The sequence below is a fragment of the Microbulbifer sp. ARAS458-1 genome (assembly GCF_045348205.1).
Lineage (GTDB): Bacteria > Pseudomonadota > Gammaproteobacteria > Pseudomonadales > Cellvibrionaceae > Microbulbifer.
In genome coordinates this window covers 16,888-34,315 of the sequence record NZ_CP155838.1, presented here as the reverse complement: position 1 = coordinate 34,315, position 17,428 = coordinate 16,888, and the positions used below count along the sequence as shown (strand labels likewise).

General features: G+C 58.0%; 14 protein-coding genes. 7 read left to right on the top strand and 7 right to left on the bottom strand.

What is annotated here, in order from left to right:
• Window positions 1-35 precede the first annotated feature (35 nt).
• From glnE to AAFH99_RS00140, 3 genes are all read left to right on the top strand, one after another.
• Window positions 36-2,897 carry a bifunctional [glutamate--ammonia ligase]-adenylyl-L-tyrosine phosphorylase/[glutamate--ammonia-ligase] adenylyltransferase gene (glnE, locus tag AAFH99_RS00150; RefSeq protein ID WP_406828325.1) on the top strand — a complete coding sequence of 954 codons (2,862 nt, stop codon included), beginning with the start codon at window positions 36-38 and terminating at the stop codon, window positions 2,895-2,897.
• 189 nt (window positions 2,898-3,086) lie between these two features.
• Window positions 3,087-4,043, top strand: coding sequence for a branched-chain amino acid transaminase (locus AAFH99_RS00145; protein ID WP_406828324.1), 957 nt, complete (start codon window positions 3,087-3,089; stop codon window positions 4,041-4,043).
• A 178-nt stretch (window positions 4,044-4,221) separates the two neighbouring features.
• A complete protein-coding gene (locus AAFH99_RS00140) occupies window positions 4,222-5,127 on the top strand; it encodes a hypothetical protein (RefSeq protein ID WP_406828323.1) in 906 nt (301 codons plus the stop codon).
• A gap of 62 nt (window positions 5,128-5,189) precedes the next feature.
• On the opposite strand, the gene AAFH99_RS00135 is transcribed toward AAFH99_RS00140, so the two are convergent.
• Together AAFH99_RS00135 and AAFH99_RS00130 are read right to left on the bottom strand one after the other, a co-directional pair.
• The gene (locus AAFH99_RS00135) at window positions 5,190-6,533 is read right to left on the bottom strand and encodes a UDP-glucose dehydrogenase family protein (RefSeq protein WP_406828322.1); all 1,344 of its coding nucleotides are present in this window, start codon (window positions 6,531-6,533) and stop codon (window positions 5,190-5,192) included.
• The gene (locus AAFH99_RS00130; RefSeq protein ID WP_406828321.1) at window positions 6,530-7,855 is read right to left on the bottom strand and encodes an O-antigen ligase family protein; all 1,326 of its coding nucleotides are present in this window, start codon (window positions 7,853-7,855) and stop codon (window positions 6,530-6,532) included. Before AAFH99_RS00130 ends, AAFH99_RS00135 begins: the two co-directional genes overlap by 4 nt.
• A gap of 315 nt (window positions 7,856-8,170) precedes the next feature.
• On the opposite strand from AAFH99_RS00130, the gene AAFH99_RS00125 reads away from it, so the two are divergent.
• Both AAFH99_RS00125 and AAFH99_RS00120 read left to right on the top strand, forming a co-directional pair.
• On the top strand, window positions 8,171-9,091 hold the full coding sequence (locus AAFH99_RS00125) for a mitochondrial fission ELM1 family protein (protein WP_406828320.1): 921 nt from the start codon (window positions 8,171-8,173) through the stop codon (window positions 9,089-9,091).
• Window positions 9,084-10,151, top strand: coding sequence for a glycosyltransferase (locus AAFH99_RS00120; RefSeq protein WP_406828319.1), 1,068 nt, complete (start codon window positions 9,084-9,086; stop codon window positions 10,149-10,151). Before AAFH99_RS00125 ends, AAFH99_RS00120 begins: the two co-directional genes overlap by 8 nt.
• Before the next feature lie 45 nt (window positions 10,152-10,196).
• Here AAFH99_RS00120 and AAFH99_RS00115 read toward each other — a convergent pair whose 3' ends face one another.
• Both AAFH99_RS00115 and AAFH99_RS00110 read right to left on the bottom strand, forming a co-directional pair.
• Window positions 10,197-10,868 (bottom strand): YrbL family protein, encoded by a 672-nt coding sequence (locus tag AAFH99_RS00115; protein ID WP_406828318.1) that lies wholly within the window; start codon window positions 10,866-10,868, stop codon window positions 10,197-10,199.
• The gene (locus AAFH99_RS00110; RefSeq protein WP_043319380.1) at window positions 10,865-11,992 is read right to left on the bottom strand and encodes a glycosyltransferase family 4 protein; all 1,128 of its coding nucleotides are present in this window, start codon (window positions 11,990-11,992) and stop codon (window positions 10,865-10,867) included. The genes AAFH99_RS00115 and AAFH99_RS00110 overlap by 4 nt, the downstream gene beginning before the upstream one ends.
• 141 nt (window positions 11,993-12,133) lie before the next feature.
• On the opposite strand from AAFH99_RS00110, the gene waaA reads away from it, so the two are divergent.
• Window positions 12,134-13,528, top strand: a complete 1,395-nt coding sequence (gene waaA, locus AAFH99_RS00105; RefSeq protein ID WP_406828317.1) for a lipid IV(A) 3-deoxy-D-manno-octulosonic acid transferase — start codon at window positions 12,134-12,136, stop codon at window positions 13,526-13,528.
• 91 nt (window positions 13,529-13,619) lie between these two features.
• Here waaA and AAFH99_RS00100 read toward each other — a convergent pair whose 3' ends face one another.
• Genes AAFH99_RS00100 through AAFH99_RS00090 form a run of 3 tightly spaced genes read right to left on the bottom strand, consistent with a single transcriptional unit; the run spans window position 13,620 to window position 16,158 of the window.
• Window positions 13,620-14,519, bottom strand: coding sequence for a glycosyltransferase family A protein (locus AAFH99_RS00100; protein WP_043319376.1), 900 nt, complete (start codon window positions 14,517-14,519; stop codon window positions 13,620-13,622).
• A 42-nt stretch (window positions 14,520-14,561) separates the two neighbouring features.
• Window positions 14,562-15,413: a glycosyltransferase family 2 protein gene (locus tag AAFH99_RS00095; RefSeq protein WP_231491856.1), complete on the bottom strand. Its 852-nt coding sequence runs from the start codon at window positions 15,411-15,413 to the stop codon at window positions 14,562-14,564.
• 58 nt (window positions 15,414-15,471) lie between these two features.
• Complete coding sequence (locus tag AAFH99_RS00090; protein WP_043319374.1) at window positions 15,472-16,158, bottom strand: sulfotransferase family protein; 687 nt, start codon at window positions 16,156-16,158, stop codon at window positions 15,472-15,474.
• Window positions 16,159-16,372: 214 nt separating this feature from the next.
• On the opposite strand from AAFH99_RS00090, the gene AAFH99_RS00085 reads away from it, so the two are divergent.
• Entirely contained in the window at window positions 16,373-17,284 is a 912-nt protein-coding gene (locus AAFH99_RS00085) for a glycosyltransferase (protein ID WP_406828316.1), read from the top strand.
• Window positions 17,285-17,428 lie beyond the last annotated feature (144 nt).

The window sequence follows — 17,428 nt, the reverse complement described above, 5'->3', positions numbered from 1 at the left end:
TGATTCCGCGATACCGGTTATAGATGGAGTTACCCATGTCAATGATGGATTTCTGCCCGCCACAGCATCAGGCGATATTCGCCAAGCGGTGGGAGGGTTGGTGCGCCACTGCTGGGGCGGAAGTTGTGGCGGAAGTGGAAGCTCTGCTTGATGAGCACCGGAGTCCGGCGCTGGCGCGCGTTTTTGTGGGATCGGATTTCTTTGTGCAGCAGTGCAGCCGGCACCCTTGGTGGCTTGCGAGCTTTCTGCGCGAAGAGGACTGCGGGCTGGTGGCGCCGGATCTGGAGGAAATCGAAACTGAGGAGCAGTTGGAGAAGGCGCTGCGGGATCTGCGCAACCGGGTGAATACCGAGGTGATCTATCGGGATTTTGCCGGTCAGTGGGATATCCCCACCACCTGTGCGCGATTGACCCGGTTGGCGGAAGTGTGCATTCAGACGGCGGTCGACTGGCACCGGGAAAAGATGGTGGCGCGCCACGGTGAACCGCGCAGCCGCGATGGGGATATCCAGCCGATGGTGGTGTTGGGGATGGGTAAGCTGGGGGCGCGGGAGCTGAATCTTTCCTCCGATATTGATCTGATTTTTGCCTACCCGGAGCCCGGTCAATCAGATGGCGAGAAGCCATTGGAAAACCAGGCCTGGTTCCAGCGCCTGGGCCAGCGGCTGATCAAGTCCCTCGATGCGGTTACCGCTGACGGTTTTGTGTTCCGCGTGGATATGCGCCTGCGTCCCTACGGTGACAGCGGCCCGTTGGTGAGCCATTACGCGGCACTGGAAGACTATTACCAGACCCAGGGGCGGGAGTGGGAACGCTACGCCATGATCAAGGCACGCCCGGTGGCGATGAGTGGAGCGAGCGCGGCAGAGGCGGCGGAGGAGCTGATGGAATTGCTGCGGCCGTTTACCTATCGCCGCTATATCGATTTCAGTGTAATCGACGCCCTGCGGGAGATGAAAACCCTGATTCAGCGCCAGGTGCGCGCCCGCGGTCTGATCGACAATATCAAGCTGGGTCGCGGTGGTATTCGCGAAGTGGAATTTATCGCCCAGGCATTTCAACTGATTCGCGGTGGGCGCGAGCCGGATCTGCGGGTGCGTAATATTCTGAAGGTGCTGCCTTTGCTGGAGGAGGGCGGTCATTTACCGGAAGGTGCTGCGGCCGAACTGCGCGATGCCTATTTATTGCTGCGTCGGGTCGAGCATGGACTGCAGGCGGAAAAGGATCACCAGACCCAGACGCTGCCGCCAGAAATTGAGCGCCGTGAGCAGTTGGCCTTCGCGCTCGGTTACGACAGCTGGGCAACATTGGAAAATGCACTGGTGCAGGCCCGCGCGGCCATCGAGCGTGAGTTCGACGAGGTGATCGCGCCGCCGGAAGAAAGCAGCGAGATAACCGACTCTGACCAGTGGGAATTTCTCTGGGCGGGGTGTGAACGCGCCGACGATCGCGACAGCTGGCTTGAGCAGTTGCATAACGCCGGCTTCCAGCCTGCCGCCAAAGCCTTGGAAGCGCTTTCCAGTCTGCATGGTGATCGCATCGTTGCCGCGTTGCCTGCCACGGGTCGTCAGCGTCTGGATCAGACAATGCCGTTGTTGCTGGCTGCAGCTTCCGAGGTGAGTGAGCCTTTACTTGCGCTGGGGCGGGTGCTGCCTTTGTTGCGCTCGATTCTGCGTCGCAGTGCGTATCTTGTCCTGATCAACGAAAATCCGCCGGTACTGAACCAGCTGCTGCACCTGTGCAGTGCCTCCCCGTGGATCGCCGATCTGCTCGCGCGTCATCCCATTCTGCTGGATGAAATGCTTGACCAGCGTCGTCTGCTGCAGCCCTCCACCGCAGCGGATGTCGCCGACGATCTGCGCCAGCATATGCTGCGGGTGGATGAAGACGACCTGGAAGCGCAGATGGAAGCCCTGCGCCATTTCAAGCAGGGCCAGAGCCTGCGTATTGCCGCCCAGGAAGTGACCGGCGCGCTGCCACTGATGAAGGTGAGTGACTCCCTGACCTGGCTTGCGGAAGCCATACTGCAGCAGTCGCTGACCCTCGCCTGGCAGCAGGTGGTGGAAAAGCACGGCGAGCCCAAGGACGCCAGCGCAGAGGATATGCGGTTTTCCATCGTCGCCTACGGCAAGCTCGGTGGCCTGGAGCTCGGGCACGGCTCCGATCTGGATATCGTGTTTGTACACGACGCCGACAGCGCCGGCTATACCAGCGGCGAACGGTCGCTGGACGCGCAAAGTTTTTACACCCGCCTGGCGCAGCGCCTGATCCATATCCTGCAGACCCGTACGCTCAGCGGCCCATTGTACGAAGTGGATACCCGCCTGCGGCCCTCGGGGAATTCCGGCCTGCTGGTGACGTCACTTTCTGCGTTTGAAAAATACCAGCGCGAGAGCGCCTGGACCTGGGAACACCAGGCACTGGTGCGCGCGCGCCCGGTTGCTGGCAGTCAGCGCCTCGGATTGGCGTTCGAAGATCTGCGCACCAGGTTGTTGTGCGAGGTGCGGGATGAACAGAAATTGCGTAAAGAGGTGGTGGAAATGCGCAATAAGATGCGTGCACACCTCGATAAGAGCAATGATCGACAATTCGATCTCAAGCACGGCCCAGGCGGTATTGTCGATATTGAATTTATGGTTCAATATGCCGCATTGGCCTGGGCGCAAGGCGCCCCTTCGATCGTGCGGTATACCGATAATATCCGCATACTTGAAAGCCTCTCCGAGGCGGGCCTGATGCCGGCCCACCAAGCCGCGCATTTGATCGACGCCTACAAAGCCTACCGATCAGAAGGTCATCGCCTGGCATTACAACAGCTGCCGGGGGTTGTATCCGGTGACCAATTCGAAGCGGAAAGAAAGACCGTTGAAACAACTTGGCAGCAGATGTTGGGCTGAATTCCCTTTTAAGGGATTTCTGTGCCTCGCCATTCCCGCTGCCCGCTTAAACTGTTTTTCACCTGGCTCTGTGCTGTAGGAGCCAGCCTGCTGGCGAACTGATTCGATCATCCCTTTTCAGGGCTCGACCATCCTCCCCCAGGCCTGAACTCCTACAGAGTGCGTAATAGAATTTTGTAGGAGATCCCCATGTCTTTTGCCGATCGAGACGGCGTTATCTGGTTTGATGGTGAGCTGGTTCCCTGGCGCGATGCCCGGGTTCATGTGCTTACCCACACCCTTCACTATGGAATGGGTGTTTTCGAAGGTGTGCGCGCCTACGAAACCGCCGATGGCGGCACCAGCATCTTCCGTCTGAACGAACACACCCGCCGCCTGTTCCGTTCCGCCAAGATCATGAACATGCCCATGCCGTTTGACGAAGAACAGCTCAACGAAGCGCAACGTCTGGTGGTGCGAGAGAACGGCCTAAAGGAGGCCTACCTGCGCCCGATGGTGTTTTACGGATCTGAGGGCATGGGACTGCGCGCGGATTCCCTGCAGACCCATGTGATTGTTGCCGCCTGGGAGTGGCCGAGCTACATGACCCCGGAGGCCCGCGAGCTGGGGATCAAGGTCAATACCTCTTCCTATACCCGCCACCATGTAAATATTGCCATGTGTAAGGCCAAAGCCAATGGCAATTACATCAACTCTATGCTGGCCCTGCAGGAAGCCATCCGCAATGGCTGTGAAGAAGCCCTGCTGCTGGACCCGGAAGGATATGTGGCCGAGGGCAGTGGCGAGAACTTCTTCCTGGTCAGCGATGGGGTCATATACACCCCGGAACTGACCTCCTGTCTGGATGGCATTACCCGCGCGTCGGTGATACAGCTGGCAGACGAGTGTGGCTACCAGGTGAAGGAAAAGCGCATCACCCGCGACGAGGTGTATATTGCCGACGAAGCCTTCTTCACCGGCACCGCCGCAGAAGTCCTGCCGATCCGCATGCTGGATGGCCGCACCATCGGTTCCGGCCGTCGCGGTCCGGTCACCAAGCGCCTGCAACAGATGTATTTCGATGCGGTACAGGGCAGGAGTCAGGCACATATGGGTTGGCTCAGTGATGTACATGAGACCTGTGCGGCGGTAGCCGCGTCGGCCTGATTTTTAGCTCGGCGGCAACGGAAAAAGGGCGGATACCTTTCGGGGATCCGCCCTTTTTTTTGTGCGTTTTCCGGCTGATTGCTGTTTCATAGAGTCGTCTTCGCTTTACCCATACAATATTGCGTATCGAAAGAGAGGTGTTTCGGGAGAGAGAAATTGGCTGTGTGGGACAGAACGTATGTTTTCTAGTCTGTTGAAAGGGCGGCTTCGCAAGCACGACCGGGTGAATAACCGCAAGTTGGAGTCCGTGCTCCGGGTGCAGCTGTTACAGCAGCAGGTGCTTGGCTGTAGTGATATGGGGGTCGGAAACGATAAAGAGCACAGCATCGTTGTGTCTCTCACCTCATTCGATCGTCGCATCCATAATGTGGTGTACGCGGTGGAAAGCGTGTTTCAGCAGTGGCTGAAACCGGATGTGGTGGTACTGTGGTTGTCTCGAGAACAGTTCCCGGAGGGACAGTTACCCGAGAGTCTGATACGTCAGCAGAAGCGCGGGCTGCAGATTTTCTATGTCGAGGACCTCGGCCCCTATACCAAGTATTTCTACGCGTTTGAAAAATATCCGGACAGCCTGATCATCACCGTCGACGACGATACCCTGTACCCTCCGGACATGATCGATCAGCTATACCGCGCATGGCTTCGCAACCCGACCTGGATCCACTGCCATCGTGCCCACCTGATGCAGCTGGATAAGCGCGGCAAGCTGAAACCCTACAGCGACTGGTATGCTGACTGGCGCTGGCAGAATTGCGACGGCGAGTCTTCACCGCTGGTATTTCCGACCGGTGTCGGTGGTGTACTGTATTTTCCCGGCTCGTTGCACGACGACGCTTTCGCCAAGGACAAATTCCTCACGTTGTGCCCCGGTGCGGACGATGTATGGCTGAAGGCCATGAGTCTACTGCAGGGTACGCCCTGCGCGAGATTGCCCGATACCCGGGACTGGTCCGGGCGCTTTTTGACGGTGGACGGGTCTCAAGAAGTGGCGCTGCAGCAGGAGAACTGGCGCTCCAGGGGGGGCAATGACTGTAAAATCCGCGCGGTATTTGAGAGCTACGATTTGTACGGGCTATTGCGTTGATCCAGGCCTGGCGCACCAGGCACGGGGGGAGTGCCTAGTGTGTCCTGGTGCCTGAAAGGAGGTTACTGTCCGCTGGCCGCCTGCGGGCGACCGACGCAGTAATACTCAAATCCGGCTTCGGCCATGTCCAGCGGGTGGTATAGGTTGCGTCCATCAAACACCACTGGCTCCTTCAAATTGCTATTGACCGTGGTGTAGTCAAGAGACTTGAACTGCTGCCATTCGGTCGCAATCACCAGGGCGTCGGCGCCGGACAGGGCACTGTCACGGGTACCGCACAGTTGCAGGTCGTCGCGATTGCCATAAATACGCTCGCACTCCTGCATGGCTTCCGGGTCGAAGGCACGTACACTGGCGCCCATTCCCCACAGATTTTCCATCAACACGCGCGCGGGAGCCTCGCGCATGTCGTCGGTGTTGGGTTTGAACGCCAGTCCCCACAGGGCAAAGGTTTTACCGGACAGGTCCTTGCCGTAGCGCTCGACAATTTTATCCAGCAGGTAGTGCTTCTGGCTGTGATTGCGGTCTTCCACCGCATTCAGAACCTTGGGCTCGATACCCAGCTGTGCGGCAGTAGTTTTCAGAGCCTGTACGTCTTTGGGGAAACAGGAGCCGCCGTAACCGATACCCGGGTAGATAAAGTGGTAACCGATACGCGGGTCGGAACCGATGCCCTGGCGCACCGCTTCAATGTCGGCACCGACTTTATCGGCAATTACCGCCATTTCATTCATAAAACTGATCTTGGTGGCGAGCATGCAGTTGGCGGCGTACTTGGCCAGCTCTGCGCTGCGCACATCCATCACGATTACCTTGTCGTGATTGCGGTTAAACGGCGCATACAGCTGGCGCATTTTCTGCTCGGAGGCATTTTCCGAGGTACCGATAATGATGCGGTCTGGCTTCATACAATCCGCTACCGCGGATCCCTCTTTGAGGAATTCGGGGTTGGAGATTACATCGAATTCCAGATTTAGTGCGTCGCGTTCTTGCAGGGTGCGAGTCACTTCCTCGCGGACTTTATCCGCGGTACCTACCGGCACGGTGGATTTGTTGATGATGTATTTCTTGCCTTCCATATGTTCGGCAATAGTACGTGCCACCTTGAGTACATAGCGCAAGTCCGCAGCCCCGTCTTCGTCAGGCGGGGTGCCGACTGCGATAAAGATCAGGTCGCCGTGCGCCACCCCATCTGCAGCATTGGTTGTGAAGGCGAGGTTGCCGGATTCGTTGTTGCGTTTGACCAGTGGTTCAAGGCCCGGCTCGAAAATCGGAATATGGCCCTGTTTCAGTCGTTCGATCTTGTTTTCGTCAATATCGATGCAGGTTACCCGGTGACCGGCCTCTGCGAGAACGGCGGCCTGCACCAGGCCTACATAACCAGTGCCAAATACAGAGACATTCATTGCTTTTCGCTTCCTTCAAATTTGTCTAAATTGGGTTTTTCATGACCCGCGATCCCTTGCGTGGCTTTCGGGAGGTTTGAGCGTGCAATCACCAGGGCAATACAGAGCCACGTAAATACCATCATTTCAGAGCTGAACAGCTCGCGATGTGTACTCAGCGGAAACCAGGTGCACAGTAAAATAATCAGTGGAGCCAGTGGGCGGCGGGCCTCGCTCACTCGAGAGTAGTCGCCGTACCATACGATACGCAGAAAGCAGGCCAGCACGGCAAAAAACAGAGTGAAGCCGATAATGCCGGTGCCCGCGAGCACTTCGAACACCACCTGGTGTGCGTAAGGCTGGTCCAGGTGGGTATCGGCCCAGGTTTCCGGTAAAAACATCACATAGTTCCCGGCGCCGGTACCGAGCCAGGGGGAAGCGAGGAATTGCTCCCAGGCCTGGGACCACAGTTGGATGCGCACCGGAATAACGGAAGACAAGCCCTGTACATCGAGGCTTTGCGGTACGCTGGCGGCGATGCGTTTGCTGACCATTGGGTCGCTCATGATCCACCAGCCGGCGGAGAGTGCTGCGGCAGCCAACAGGCACATCACACTTTTCGAGGCCCGCAATTGGTGGCGAATAGTGTACAGCCAGATCAGGCTGACCAGAGCGAATGCCACCCAACCGGCGCGGGTATTACCAAAGAAGGTGACAGCGAGGCACAGAAGATAAATACCCGACTGTAACGGCAGGCTTAGCTTGCGCACTATCGGTGCAAACAGAACCCATGCGCAGAGTGGTGCTATGTAGTAGCCAAATTTGTCTGGGTGACTGAAGTAGCCGCCGAGCCGTTCGGCCCGGGGCACTCCGAAGAAGTCGAAGCCCACCAGGGCCTGAAAGAGCCCATCCACCAGCCAAAAGCCGATAATGGCGACCAGGCACAGCTGCAGCTTGTGCCATATGGCATCATTGCGTGCCCAAAGCAGCACCGGAATACCAGCGAGCATCAGGACCAGCTGAAACACCGCGAGTTCAATGGGTTTGCTCGAATATTGCGATCCTGCGGCAGAAAGCGCCAGCGCCATCGCGGCCAGCAGGTTCATCAGGCACCAGGGCTTGATGCCAAAGGGCTTCCAGCTATTCCGGTCGCGCACCAACTGAACGATCGCCGTAATGGCGAGCACAAGGACAGAAAGTTGGAATGTGCGTGACCAAGGCAACACCCAGATAAAGCTACACAGCAGCAGACCGATGGCGAAAGGCTGGTCAAAAATCTCCCGCAAACGGGCTTTTCGTGAAGGGGGCGTGTGCGGGGATGAGGCCGACAAAGTGGTAGACATACAACGGGAATCCTGTTTTCCGGCCTTTCTGGTAGTGACTTTGAGGCTCTGGATAGGCGGCTCATTGTATCCTTAGAGCATGTCGCGGGCTACCGCAGGGCGTGTCTGGTCTGGCGGGTCATAAGTGTGCAATACCGGCTGTTGTCGATAGTCCGCGAATAGCGGCTGCGGTTTCAGTCTTCTTGATGGCTGCGGTAGCATGGCGCGGGGTGTGGGCTTATCTCTGACACGCTCGATTTTGATTATTCACATGTCGATGTCACGTTGATGAAGGCAATAGGTGCTAGTGGTATCGACGGCTATTGAGGTGGAACTGTGCTGGTTATCTGGCGTTTTGTGGACGGTAATCGCGCGCATGAAAAGCAGAGCGCCGCACTGATCAGTGGGCTGGGTCTTTGTCTGGGGGCAGGCAGGCTCGATTGCCGGGTTATCGACTGCAGAGCCGTGAAACTGTCGTTTTTTGGGGGGGTGCCCGAGGCTTTACGACAGCTGCCACGCCCAGACCTGTTAATTGGTGCGGGGCATAGAACCCACTGGCCCTTGCTGCGTGCACGGGGCCTTTGTGGTGGCCGCAGTGTTGTAATCATGCAGCCCAGCCTGCCACTGCGCTGGTTTGATTTCGTGATTGTTCCTGAACACGACCGGCCTCCAGCCGTAGAAAACGTGATTCTTACACAGGGAGCGCTGGCCGAGCCGCTTCCTGATATTCCTTTCGAGGCCGACCGTGGGTTGCTGTTGTTGGGTGGTCCCAGCCGACATTTTCAATGGGACGCTGCAAAAGTTACGGCAGTTGCTGAGCAGCTACTGAAAAGGCCGCTGAAGTGGGTAGTCGCGGACAGTCGCCGCACGCCCCAGGGGGTTCTGACGCAATTCATTGGGAGTGGTGCAGAGTTAGTCTCCTGGCAGGAGACTTCACCGGGGTGGCTGGCAGAGCAGATGGCCCGATCCGGACATATCTGGGTTACTGGTGACAGCGTTTCGATGGTGTCCGAGGCGCTACAGAGTCGCGCGCAAGTGGGGGTCATTACCTTGCCCAGTCGGCGGCCTAACAACAAGATCCGCGGGGCCATACAGCGATTGCTGGATCAGGAGCTGGTGACAGAGCAGTTGGATGAAGCTGCCTGTTCCGCATTGCAGCAGCTTCCTCGAAAACCTCTCAATCAACAGGTAAGCTGCGCGCGGGCGTTATTGCGGCGCTGCGGCATTAAATCGACTTTGGAGAAGGGTGATGGTTGAGACGGCGAATGACGTGGAGAGAAGCAAGCCATTGCGAATCTGTCAGCTGTTTACCAGCGTCGAATCCGGCGGGCTTGAGAAGCATGTTCAGGAGTTGAGCAGTTGGCAGCTGCGACACTGCAATGCGGAAGTCTATGTGATCGCCCACCCCCGGTATGAAGCTATGTTTCCCGAGGGGGTCAGATTCCTTCCGGTAAATACCGACCGCGGTCGCCGCAATCCATTACTCAGTATTGAACTTTTCCTCCTGATGCGGCGTTATCAATTTGATCTGGTTCATGCACATGCAGCCAAACCCGCGTATATCATGCGCCGTCTTCAGGGGTGGATCCCCGGTAAAGTAGTTCTGACCAGGCACAATGTGGTCAACCCGAAAGACAATCTCTCCAAACACTTTCCGCATCGGATTGCTGTGAGCCAAATGGCTGTAGCCAATTCCGCGTTGCCCTGGCATGTGATCCCGAATGGTACTCAGTTGCGGGACGCTGGTGATAGTCATGACTCGCTTCTGGATTCAACCAGGCCAGCAGTTATTTCCGTTGCAAGGCTGGTTCCTGCGAAGGGCATAGACCTGCTATTGCGGGCCTGGGCACAGGCGCAAGTGGGTGATGCGGTGCTGTATATCGTGGGCGATGGCCCTATGCGGGAAGAGCTGGAAAGCCTCGCTCAAGAGTTGCACCTGGAGGGGCGGGTCAAATTTGTCGGGTTTCAGTCTCGAGTAACTGATTGGATGGCTGCCGCGGACCTGAAGGTTGTAGCATCCAGCAAAGAGGGAGCGCCTTATACCGTGGTCGAGGCGCTTTTGGCTGGTTGTCCGCTGGTTTCCACCCGTGTGGGCAATGTGCCGGAAAATATCCCGGCTTCATATCTGGTGGATATCGGAGATACTGCCGGTCTTGCAGTCAAGCTGACAGCTGCACTGGCGAGTCTGGAAAAACTGAAGGATGACTACAGCCCATACTTTGCTCGCGCGCGAGAGAGGCTGACTCTCGATGCCATGGCACGTGAAACCTTTAAGGTGTATGAGCAGGCATTAGCAGAGAAGTCGACTGCGGGATGATTTTGTCGGCAAGAATCTAGAAAAGCCGGCGTCCACTCAAAAAAGTCAGCGTCGGCGGCTGATGGCTTCAGCCTCCTCCCAGGTAATGGATCGATCCGAGATTTCCCAGGCTACTCGTGCCCACATGCGTTTGATGCGACGTTCCAGGTAGCGATCCCGGGATCGATCGAAAATTTCGGCAAAAGGCAGGAATGCGGAGCGGCCAAGACCATCAATCAGTACGAGCTGAGGCTGCTCTCCGGCCTCACGAATGACCAGGTTGTGGGGTAGCAGGTTTTTGGTCATCACACCTGTTAACCGCAGCCAGTCAGCAAATTTGGAAATGGCGTGCCGGATTGTGGTGTCCAGCCCGTTTTGCTGCAGATAGTGCTCCAGTGTGATTGCTGGTTCGCCATTGCGGTCGAGAATCAGTTCGGAAACCGCACCTGGTCCCTGACTGGTCTCCTCCATGCCATACCAGTAGGGCAGGTGTTGCCAAACGATACTAGTGGGTGCCTCATTGCGTAATGCTTTCTGGGAGTACCCTTCCCTCTCTCGTGAATTATCATCGAACTGATCGTCGCTGAATAATTTTTTATACCAGGGCGCGCGAGCGCGGAGTTCCGCAAGCCGGCCCGGAAGCATGACTTTGACACAGCGGTCCGGAAAGTCGGGGTGGCGGAAACAGTTGCGATTGCCTCCTTTTGCGAAAGGCTTACAGTTACTAAGGTCGATCAACGGGCAGTGTTCTCTCGTTCTTTCTGGGTGAGCAGCTTCTGGTATAGCGCGATTGTTTTTTGCGCCTGGGCGTGCAGAGTAAACTCTGGACTGAGCGTCGGTGACGGAGCCGCTGCAAGCAGCTCCCGTGTACGTGAAAGCAGTTGGTCGGGGTCGCCGTTCTGTATCAGTCCCTGTGGGTAGCAGATACGCAGCGATTCCGCCGGCCCGCCAATGCCATACCCAATCACCGGTGTTCCCATCGCCACGGCTTCGATCACCGTGCGCCCGAAGGGCTCGGGCTTTTTCGACAGGTTGTACACCAGGGTTGCGTGGCGGTACCACTCGCGTATATCGCTGCGGTGGCCGGTAAAAGTGATGCGATCGGCAATCCCGGCGCGTGCCGCCTGTGCTTGCAGCTCGTCAGCGAAATGCTGCTTGTTCTTTTCCGCTGCGCCGATAATCACGCCCTGGATATCGGCGTGATCCTTGGTCAGTCTCGCAACCATTTGGATAAAGTCCTGCTGGCCTTTCCAGCGGGTCAGGCGCCCGGGTAACAGTAGCCAGCGGCGATCGCGCAGCTGTGGAAATTCACTGAGTGTCTTCTCAAGCCAGTCGGCTGGAGGAGGAATATCCAGTGAGAATTCATCAGTGTCGACACCGCGATAGATGACCTCCGGCTCGGTTTGCAGTGCGGATGAATAGTTGTGCTTTAAATAATCGTTCACACATTCAGATATGGCGATCACCTGTTCAGCGCGCGCCATGATCGCACTGTAGCGATTGATGGAGTATAGGCCGTGGGCGGTACTCACCAGGCGCGGGCGGGTGTCCAGCGGCAACTTTTTCCAGGCCAGGTAGGTAAGCCAGGCAGGCATGCGTGAGCGCACATGCAGGATGTCGGCCTGCAGCTCGCGGAGCACCGAGCGAAGCGGCCGCACTTGCCGCAGGCTGAACAGGGATTTTTGATGAATTGGCAGGGTGATATGCCGGCTGCCCTCGCGCTCCAGCTGTTCTACCAAGCGGCCACCGCTGGATATCACGATGGACTCATGCCCCGCCTGTACCAGTGCCCGCGCGTGGTCCAGGGTACCCCGCTCGACGCCACCGGAATTGAGAGCGGGTAATAGCTGGACTACTTTCAACGTTGACTCCGTGGTCTGATAGGCGGCGCGACGGGAGTTCACAGTCCCGAGCGGGGTTGCACCAGCATGGCGCGAGATTGGGGTAGATATTGGGGTAGAATAGTGCCCTGAAAAGAATCCAATTGCACACCCCATGGCGCTGTGTCGCCGAACTTCGATATTGACCTGATGCGTTTTCTGTACACCTGGTTTTTCCGCCTCGCCCTGCCGCTGATGTTATTGCACCTATGGTGGCGCGGACGTGCGGATCCCGCCTATCGCAAGCGCTGGAGCGAGCGTTTTGGCCTGGTGCCTTCACGCCCGGGGGCGCGGCGACGCTGGCGCGAGCGCTTCGGGGTGGTACCGGATCGGGCCAGCCGGGCACCACTGATCTGGATTCACTCGGTCTCCGTGGGTGAGACCCTGGCGGCAATCCCGCTGATCGAGGAGCTGGCGGCACGTCATCATCACTGGCAATGGCTGGTGACCACCACCACGCCCACCGGATCACAGCGGGTGCACGATGCCCTCGACCCGATCCTCAATGGCCGGCTGCTGCATTACTACCTGCCATTCGATCTACCTGAGTGCCTTTCGCCATTTCTCGATGCATTGCGCCCCAATATGCTGGTCAGCATGGAGACGGAGCTCTGGCCGAACCTGCTGGCGCTGTGCGCCAAGCGGAATATGCCGGTGGCGTTGGTGAACGGTCGCCTGAGTGCGAAATCCGCGCGCGGCTACGGCCGGTTCGCCAGCCTGAGTCAGGAAATGCTCGGGCATGTTACCCGGGTGGTGGCTCAGTATCCGGCAGACGCGGAGCGCTTTATTGCCCTTGGCGTGCCAGCAAAACGCGTGCTGACCGTGGGGAATATCAAGTTCGACCTGCAGATCGGCTCGGGCCTGGTGAGTGAGGCTCAGGCCCTGTCGCATCAATGGCGAGAACCCGGGTGCCAGGATCTGCGCGGCCAGCGCCGTCCTGTGTGGCTGGCGGCGAGTACGCATGCCGGTGAAGATGAGGTGGTGCTGGACGCCTACGAAAAGCTGCGCAGCGCTTTTCCAGACCTGTTGCTGGTATTGGTGCCGCGTCACCCGATACGGTTTGATGGCGTGGCGCGACTGTGCCGGGATCGGGATCTGAATGTGGTTCGCCGCAGCGACGGCGTGAAGCCGGCGGCCTCGGACCAGGTTTTACTGGGCGATACCATGGGGGAGTTACTGCGCTTTTACGGAGCCTGTGATGTGGCATTCGTGGGGGGCAGTCTGGTGCCGGTGGGCGGCCACAATATGATTGAACCCGCTGCCTGGGGGGTGCCGGTGGTTACTGGTCCTCATCTGCATAACTTCAGTATGGTGTCTGACCTTCTGCGGGAGGTGGGTGGACTGAAAGTGGTGAAAGATGCCGAGCAGATGGCGGAAGAGGTCGGGAAATGGTTGGGGAATCGGGATGAGCGTATTGCCGCTGGTGCGCGCGCGCGGGATGTGGCCGCTCAAAATAGCGGTGCCTTGGAGCGCACCATTGAAGTAGTGGAATTGCTGATGCGGCGAAGAGGAGGCTGAACCAGCTCTTCCCCGGGGCGCTGCGCAAAAAAAGCCGGGTGCGATCGCATCCGGCTTTTTTTGCGCGAGCTGTGTACGTAACCGAGGTGTCTCAGTGCTTGTCCGTGGCCTGCCGCACGCTGCTGCGGATCTGGGTGTTCAGCTTACTGCCGGTATAGCGCCCCTTGCTGATATGGCGAATCCGGTAGACACCGGGGATGGCCAGCGGGGTGCCCTGGGTGCCCAGCAGCCAGCGGAAAGCTCGGTCTTCGTGGGCCTTACACCAGCGTTCAGCGGGCTTCTGGTAATAGCGCAGGCAGTCACAGTAACCACCGGCGCGGGCCATATCACCGTGGGCAATCTGAAGCGGGCCGGTGGCGCGGTCGCGGGTCTGCTCGATAAAGCGGGAGTCATCGATGTCGGCGAGACTCAGATTGTCAGGGTCAAAGTTCAGCATCGGGTCGTCGTCCGCCAGCAGCGAGGTAATACGCTCGCGTTCTGGGAAAACCAGTGCGTCCTTGCGGCCCTGGAGCAGCTCAGCCAGCTGGTCGATGCAGTTTTCCCGGAACATCAGGTCGCAATCGGTAAACCAGATCCAGTCGGCTTTGGTGGCAAGGGCAGCCTGATTGCGGCCGATGGCGCGGCGGTACAGGGATTCCTTGGGGAGTTCACACCAGTTCCAGGTCACGCCGGGCACCTGCTGCCTGCGGAAAAAATCCAGCACGGCTGCGGTGCGGGTATCTTCGCGGTTGTAGTACACGGTCATGGTGACGGTGGCCCTGGTCGGTGGGAACAGGACCAGTGAGCTCAGCTGGTAAATCAGGAAGTGCGAGTATTGCCAGCAGTGGCTGACAATCTCGATATCCAGTACACCGGTACGCGCGGCGCGTTCACTCTCTGTTGGCAGGGGTTTCTGAAACAGTGAAGGCGGTACCAGGCCGCTGGCTGCGAGGCGCAGGAAGCGGCTGACGATGGGGTCGGACCAGTGCTTGTTGGTTGTCGGTGCACTCATTGAATTTGCTTCTGTTGACAGTGTGTTGGTGTGCGCTGGGAGCTACTGAGGTAGGTAGCCGGACTCGATAAGCTGGCGAATACCTTGAGGCGTTTCGACGATGCCCTCTTTGGCCACGCGCAAGCGAAGTGCCTTGTTACGCGCGACGATTTTCGGGTCTGCGTAGCCGCGGGGGTGATCCAGGTGAATACAGATCGCATCGAAACGTACGTGGCGAGGTCTGACACCAGCATTTTCCAGGCGCACACCAAATTCGCGATCGAGGCCACCCCAGGCCATGCGCTCGTCAAACCCGTTGACCTTGAGGCAGTCCTCTTTCCATGCCGAAGCGTTGGAGCCCTTCAGGTTGCAGGCAGTGGGGGTGAGGCGGTTGAGCAGCGGTGCCCAGCGCGGTGTGGCGCGCAGCTTGAGGGTTTTGCGCCGGGTGTTCAGGCCGTTTTTGCACAGCCATTTGAAATCGAAGCAGCGCCCGGACAGGATATCGTCGCGGTTGATGGTTTCGCTGGTGCTCATGGGCAGCTTGAAGTAACTACCGGAAAGAAAATACCCGCGCTCGGCGCGACGCTTGTGCACGGCGAGAAAGTCGGCCCGCGGAATACAGTCGCCATCGGTAAACACCAGGTAATCACCGCGCGCGCTGAGAATGGCCTTGTTGAGAATACGGCATTTGCGAAAGCCGTCGTCTTTCTGCCAGATATGACGAATATCCAGGCCCGTCTCCTGGCGCAGGCGCTCGATAAGCTGCCCCGTCTCCGGGCCGGAGCCATCGTCGGCCACAATCACCTCCAGTGGCTGCTCAGTCTGACAACTGTAGCCCCACAGTACTTTCTCTAACCATTCCGGCGAGTTGTAGGTGGTCATGATGACGGACAGGTTCATGACGGATTGATTCATTATTTCTCCGCGGAGGATACCGGTAATTCTGCGCGCGAATTGTACAGGTTTTTGCGGCTCACAGGTGGTACCCGTAACGCTTGGCAGCGGAGGCCAGATTGCTGCGGGTTTCCTCAGGCAGCAGGTTTAGGGTGATATCGTCACGCTTCTGTCCGCGGGTGTTCACATTGGTCGGTAGCTGGGAAAACACCTGCTCGACGGTATCCGGGTCATGGGGGAACTGGATCCAGGTAAGCATTTCATTCAGTTTGGCCAGATCGAAGTCCTCGATCCGGTAGCGCAGGTAGGACTTTCCTCGCGCTCGCTCTTCAACCAGTGCATTCCAGTCGATCCAGAATCTGGCCAGCCAGTCAGCCTGCTCCGGGAGGGGCAGTGCGGCAAAGCGCGCTTTATTCATGCGCGGGAAATGGGGCAGGTGGCGGCTGCGAAAGCGTCCGTGGACCCAACCTTTTTTCTGTCGCGAGCGGATAAACTCCAGGGGGTGGCGTAGCTGGTGCAGCACATGTGTATCGTCGGGCATCAAGGGCAGCCAGGGGGCGGCTTCCCAGGCAGCTTCACCGATAGTGGGTGACGACCAGCGCAGTTCGCGAGCGCCCAGGCGGGCCATCAGCTCAGTGCCGCGCCCCGGTCGGCTGCCGGTAAAAAACACTTCGTGATTGCATGGGCAGCCCAGTTCACTGAGCAGCCTGGCGATGTAGGTGGTTCCGGATCGGCCGCAGCCGGTAATGACAAAACGCTTGGTCATAGGGATCTCAAATAGCGGTGAAACGGCCAGATCCTTGGCTGTACGACGAAAAGCCTTCTCGGTAAAGCTCTCATCCGGTGAGTCTAGTCAGTTTAGGACCGCCGTTGCAGTAACCTGGTTCAAGGTTTGATAGGCTTTCCTTCTTAACTTTTTATGACGGCTTGTTGCAGACAAGCGCTGAATTGACGCCTCTCTGTAAGACAGAGATGGGAATATGGGCAGTTATATGCATATCTTTGTGTTTTCGTTCAATCGTGGTCGGTATCTGGAAAACTGCGTCAGTTCCATCGAGACCTGCGCACCCCAATGTCGGCTCACGATCATTGATGATGGGAGCGATGATCCGGAGACCCGCGAGGTGCTGGCGGCAGTGGCGAAGCGACACCGGGTGATCGATCGGACCGCGGAGTCCGGACACAAGCTGGGAGGGCTGTATGCCAATATGCAGGCCGCGTTTGAGATGGCATCCGATGACGAGTTGATGTGCTTTCTGCAGGACGATACCCAGATGGTGCGGCCGTTGTCCGAAGCCGATATTCAGGGGTTAAAAGAAAGCTTTGATGCTCAACCGGATCTCGGATTTATCTCCCCCGCGTTTGTGCGCGGTATTTCGCTGAAGAAATCCGCGGATCGGGATTTTCGCTTTGATGCAGAGCGCAACTTCTGGTTCTGGTATCCCCGCAAACGTTCTACGGGAACCTGGTTTTCCGCCCTGTTGATAGCCGACGTCGCCCGCCTGCGCAGTGTTGGCTGGGAATTTGAAGTGGGCGAGTCGGTGAATAATCGTCGCGCGGCGAAGATTTTTTGCCGCATGGCGAGAATGCGCGCGCCCTTCGCCATGTGGCTACCCAATGGTGGCGCTTATCGGGGCAAGCAGAAATCCCTCGCGCTGCGCTTTGGTGAGTGGGTGCGCAGCTGTGGGTTTTATCCGTTGCGCATGATGTCGGGAGAAGAGGTTGCAGCTCTGCAGGAGTCACAGCCACCGCGCCTGCCGGTTGCGGAGGAGTTTCTCTCTGCGGAGCGCCGGCTGAAAACCCCCTGGGCCTATGACCCCATGCAGGGTGCCGGCTGGCTGAAACTGCTGGACCGGCTGGAACGAAAGGTGCGAACACCGAGAAAACCCTGAGATCTACAGAAAAATATTCCCATTAAGTGGCCTATGGGGGATGGCAGTACTGTGGCGCGGCGGTCGCTACGGGTAGAATGTGTAAAAATTTCTAAAGCTCAGCCGCTACCCAGTGGCTGGGAACCTGGTGGTCCAGGCCCGAAT

Coding starts and splice junctions, on each gene's coding strand:
- glnE (WP_406828325.1), top strand. CDS start 36: ATGTCAATGATGGATTTCTGCCCGCCACAGCATCAGGCGATATTCGCC.
- AAFH99_RS00145 (WP_406828324.1), top strand. CDS start 3,087: ATGTCTTTTGCCGATCGAGACGGCGTTATCTGGTTTGATGGTGAGCTG.
- AAFH99_RS00140 (WP_406828323.1), top strand. CDS start 4,222: ATGTTTTCTAGTCTGTTGAAAGGGCGGCTTCGCAAGCACGACCGGGTG.
- AAFH99_RS00135 (WP_406828322.1), bottom strand. CDS start 6,533: ATGAATGTCTCTGTATTTGGCACTGGTTATGTAGGCCTGGTGCAGGCC.
- AAFH99_RS00130 (WP_406828321.1), bottom strand. CDS start 7,855: ATGTCTACCACTTTGTCGGCCTCATCCCCGCACACGCCCCCTTCACGA.
- AAFH99_RS00120 (WP_406828319.1), top strand. CDS start 9,084: ATGGTTGAGACGGCGAATGACGTGGAGAGAAGCAAGCCATTGCGAATC.
- AAFH99_RS00100 (WP_043319376.1), bottom strand. CDS start 14,519: ATGAGTGCACCGACAACCAACAAGCACTGGTCCGACCCCATCGTCAGC.
- AAFH99_RS00095 (WP_231491856.1), bottom strand. CDS start 15,413: ATGAATCAATCCGTCATGAACCTGTCCGTCATCATGACCACCTACAAC.
- AAFH99_RS00090 (WP_043319374.1), bottom strand. CDS start 16,158: ATGACCAAGCGTTTTGTCATTACCGGCTGCGGCCGATCCGGAACCACC.
- AAFH99_RS00085 (WP_406828316.1), top strand. CDS start 16,373: ATGGGCAGTTATATGCATATCTTTGTGTTTTCGTTCAATCGTGGTCGG.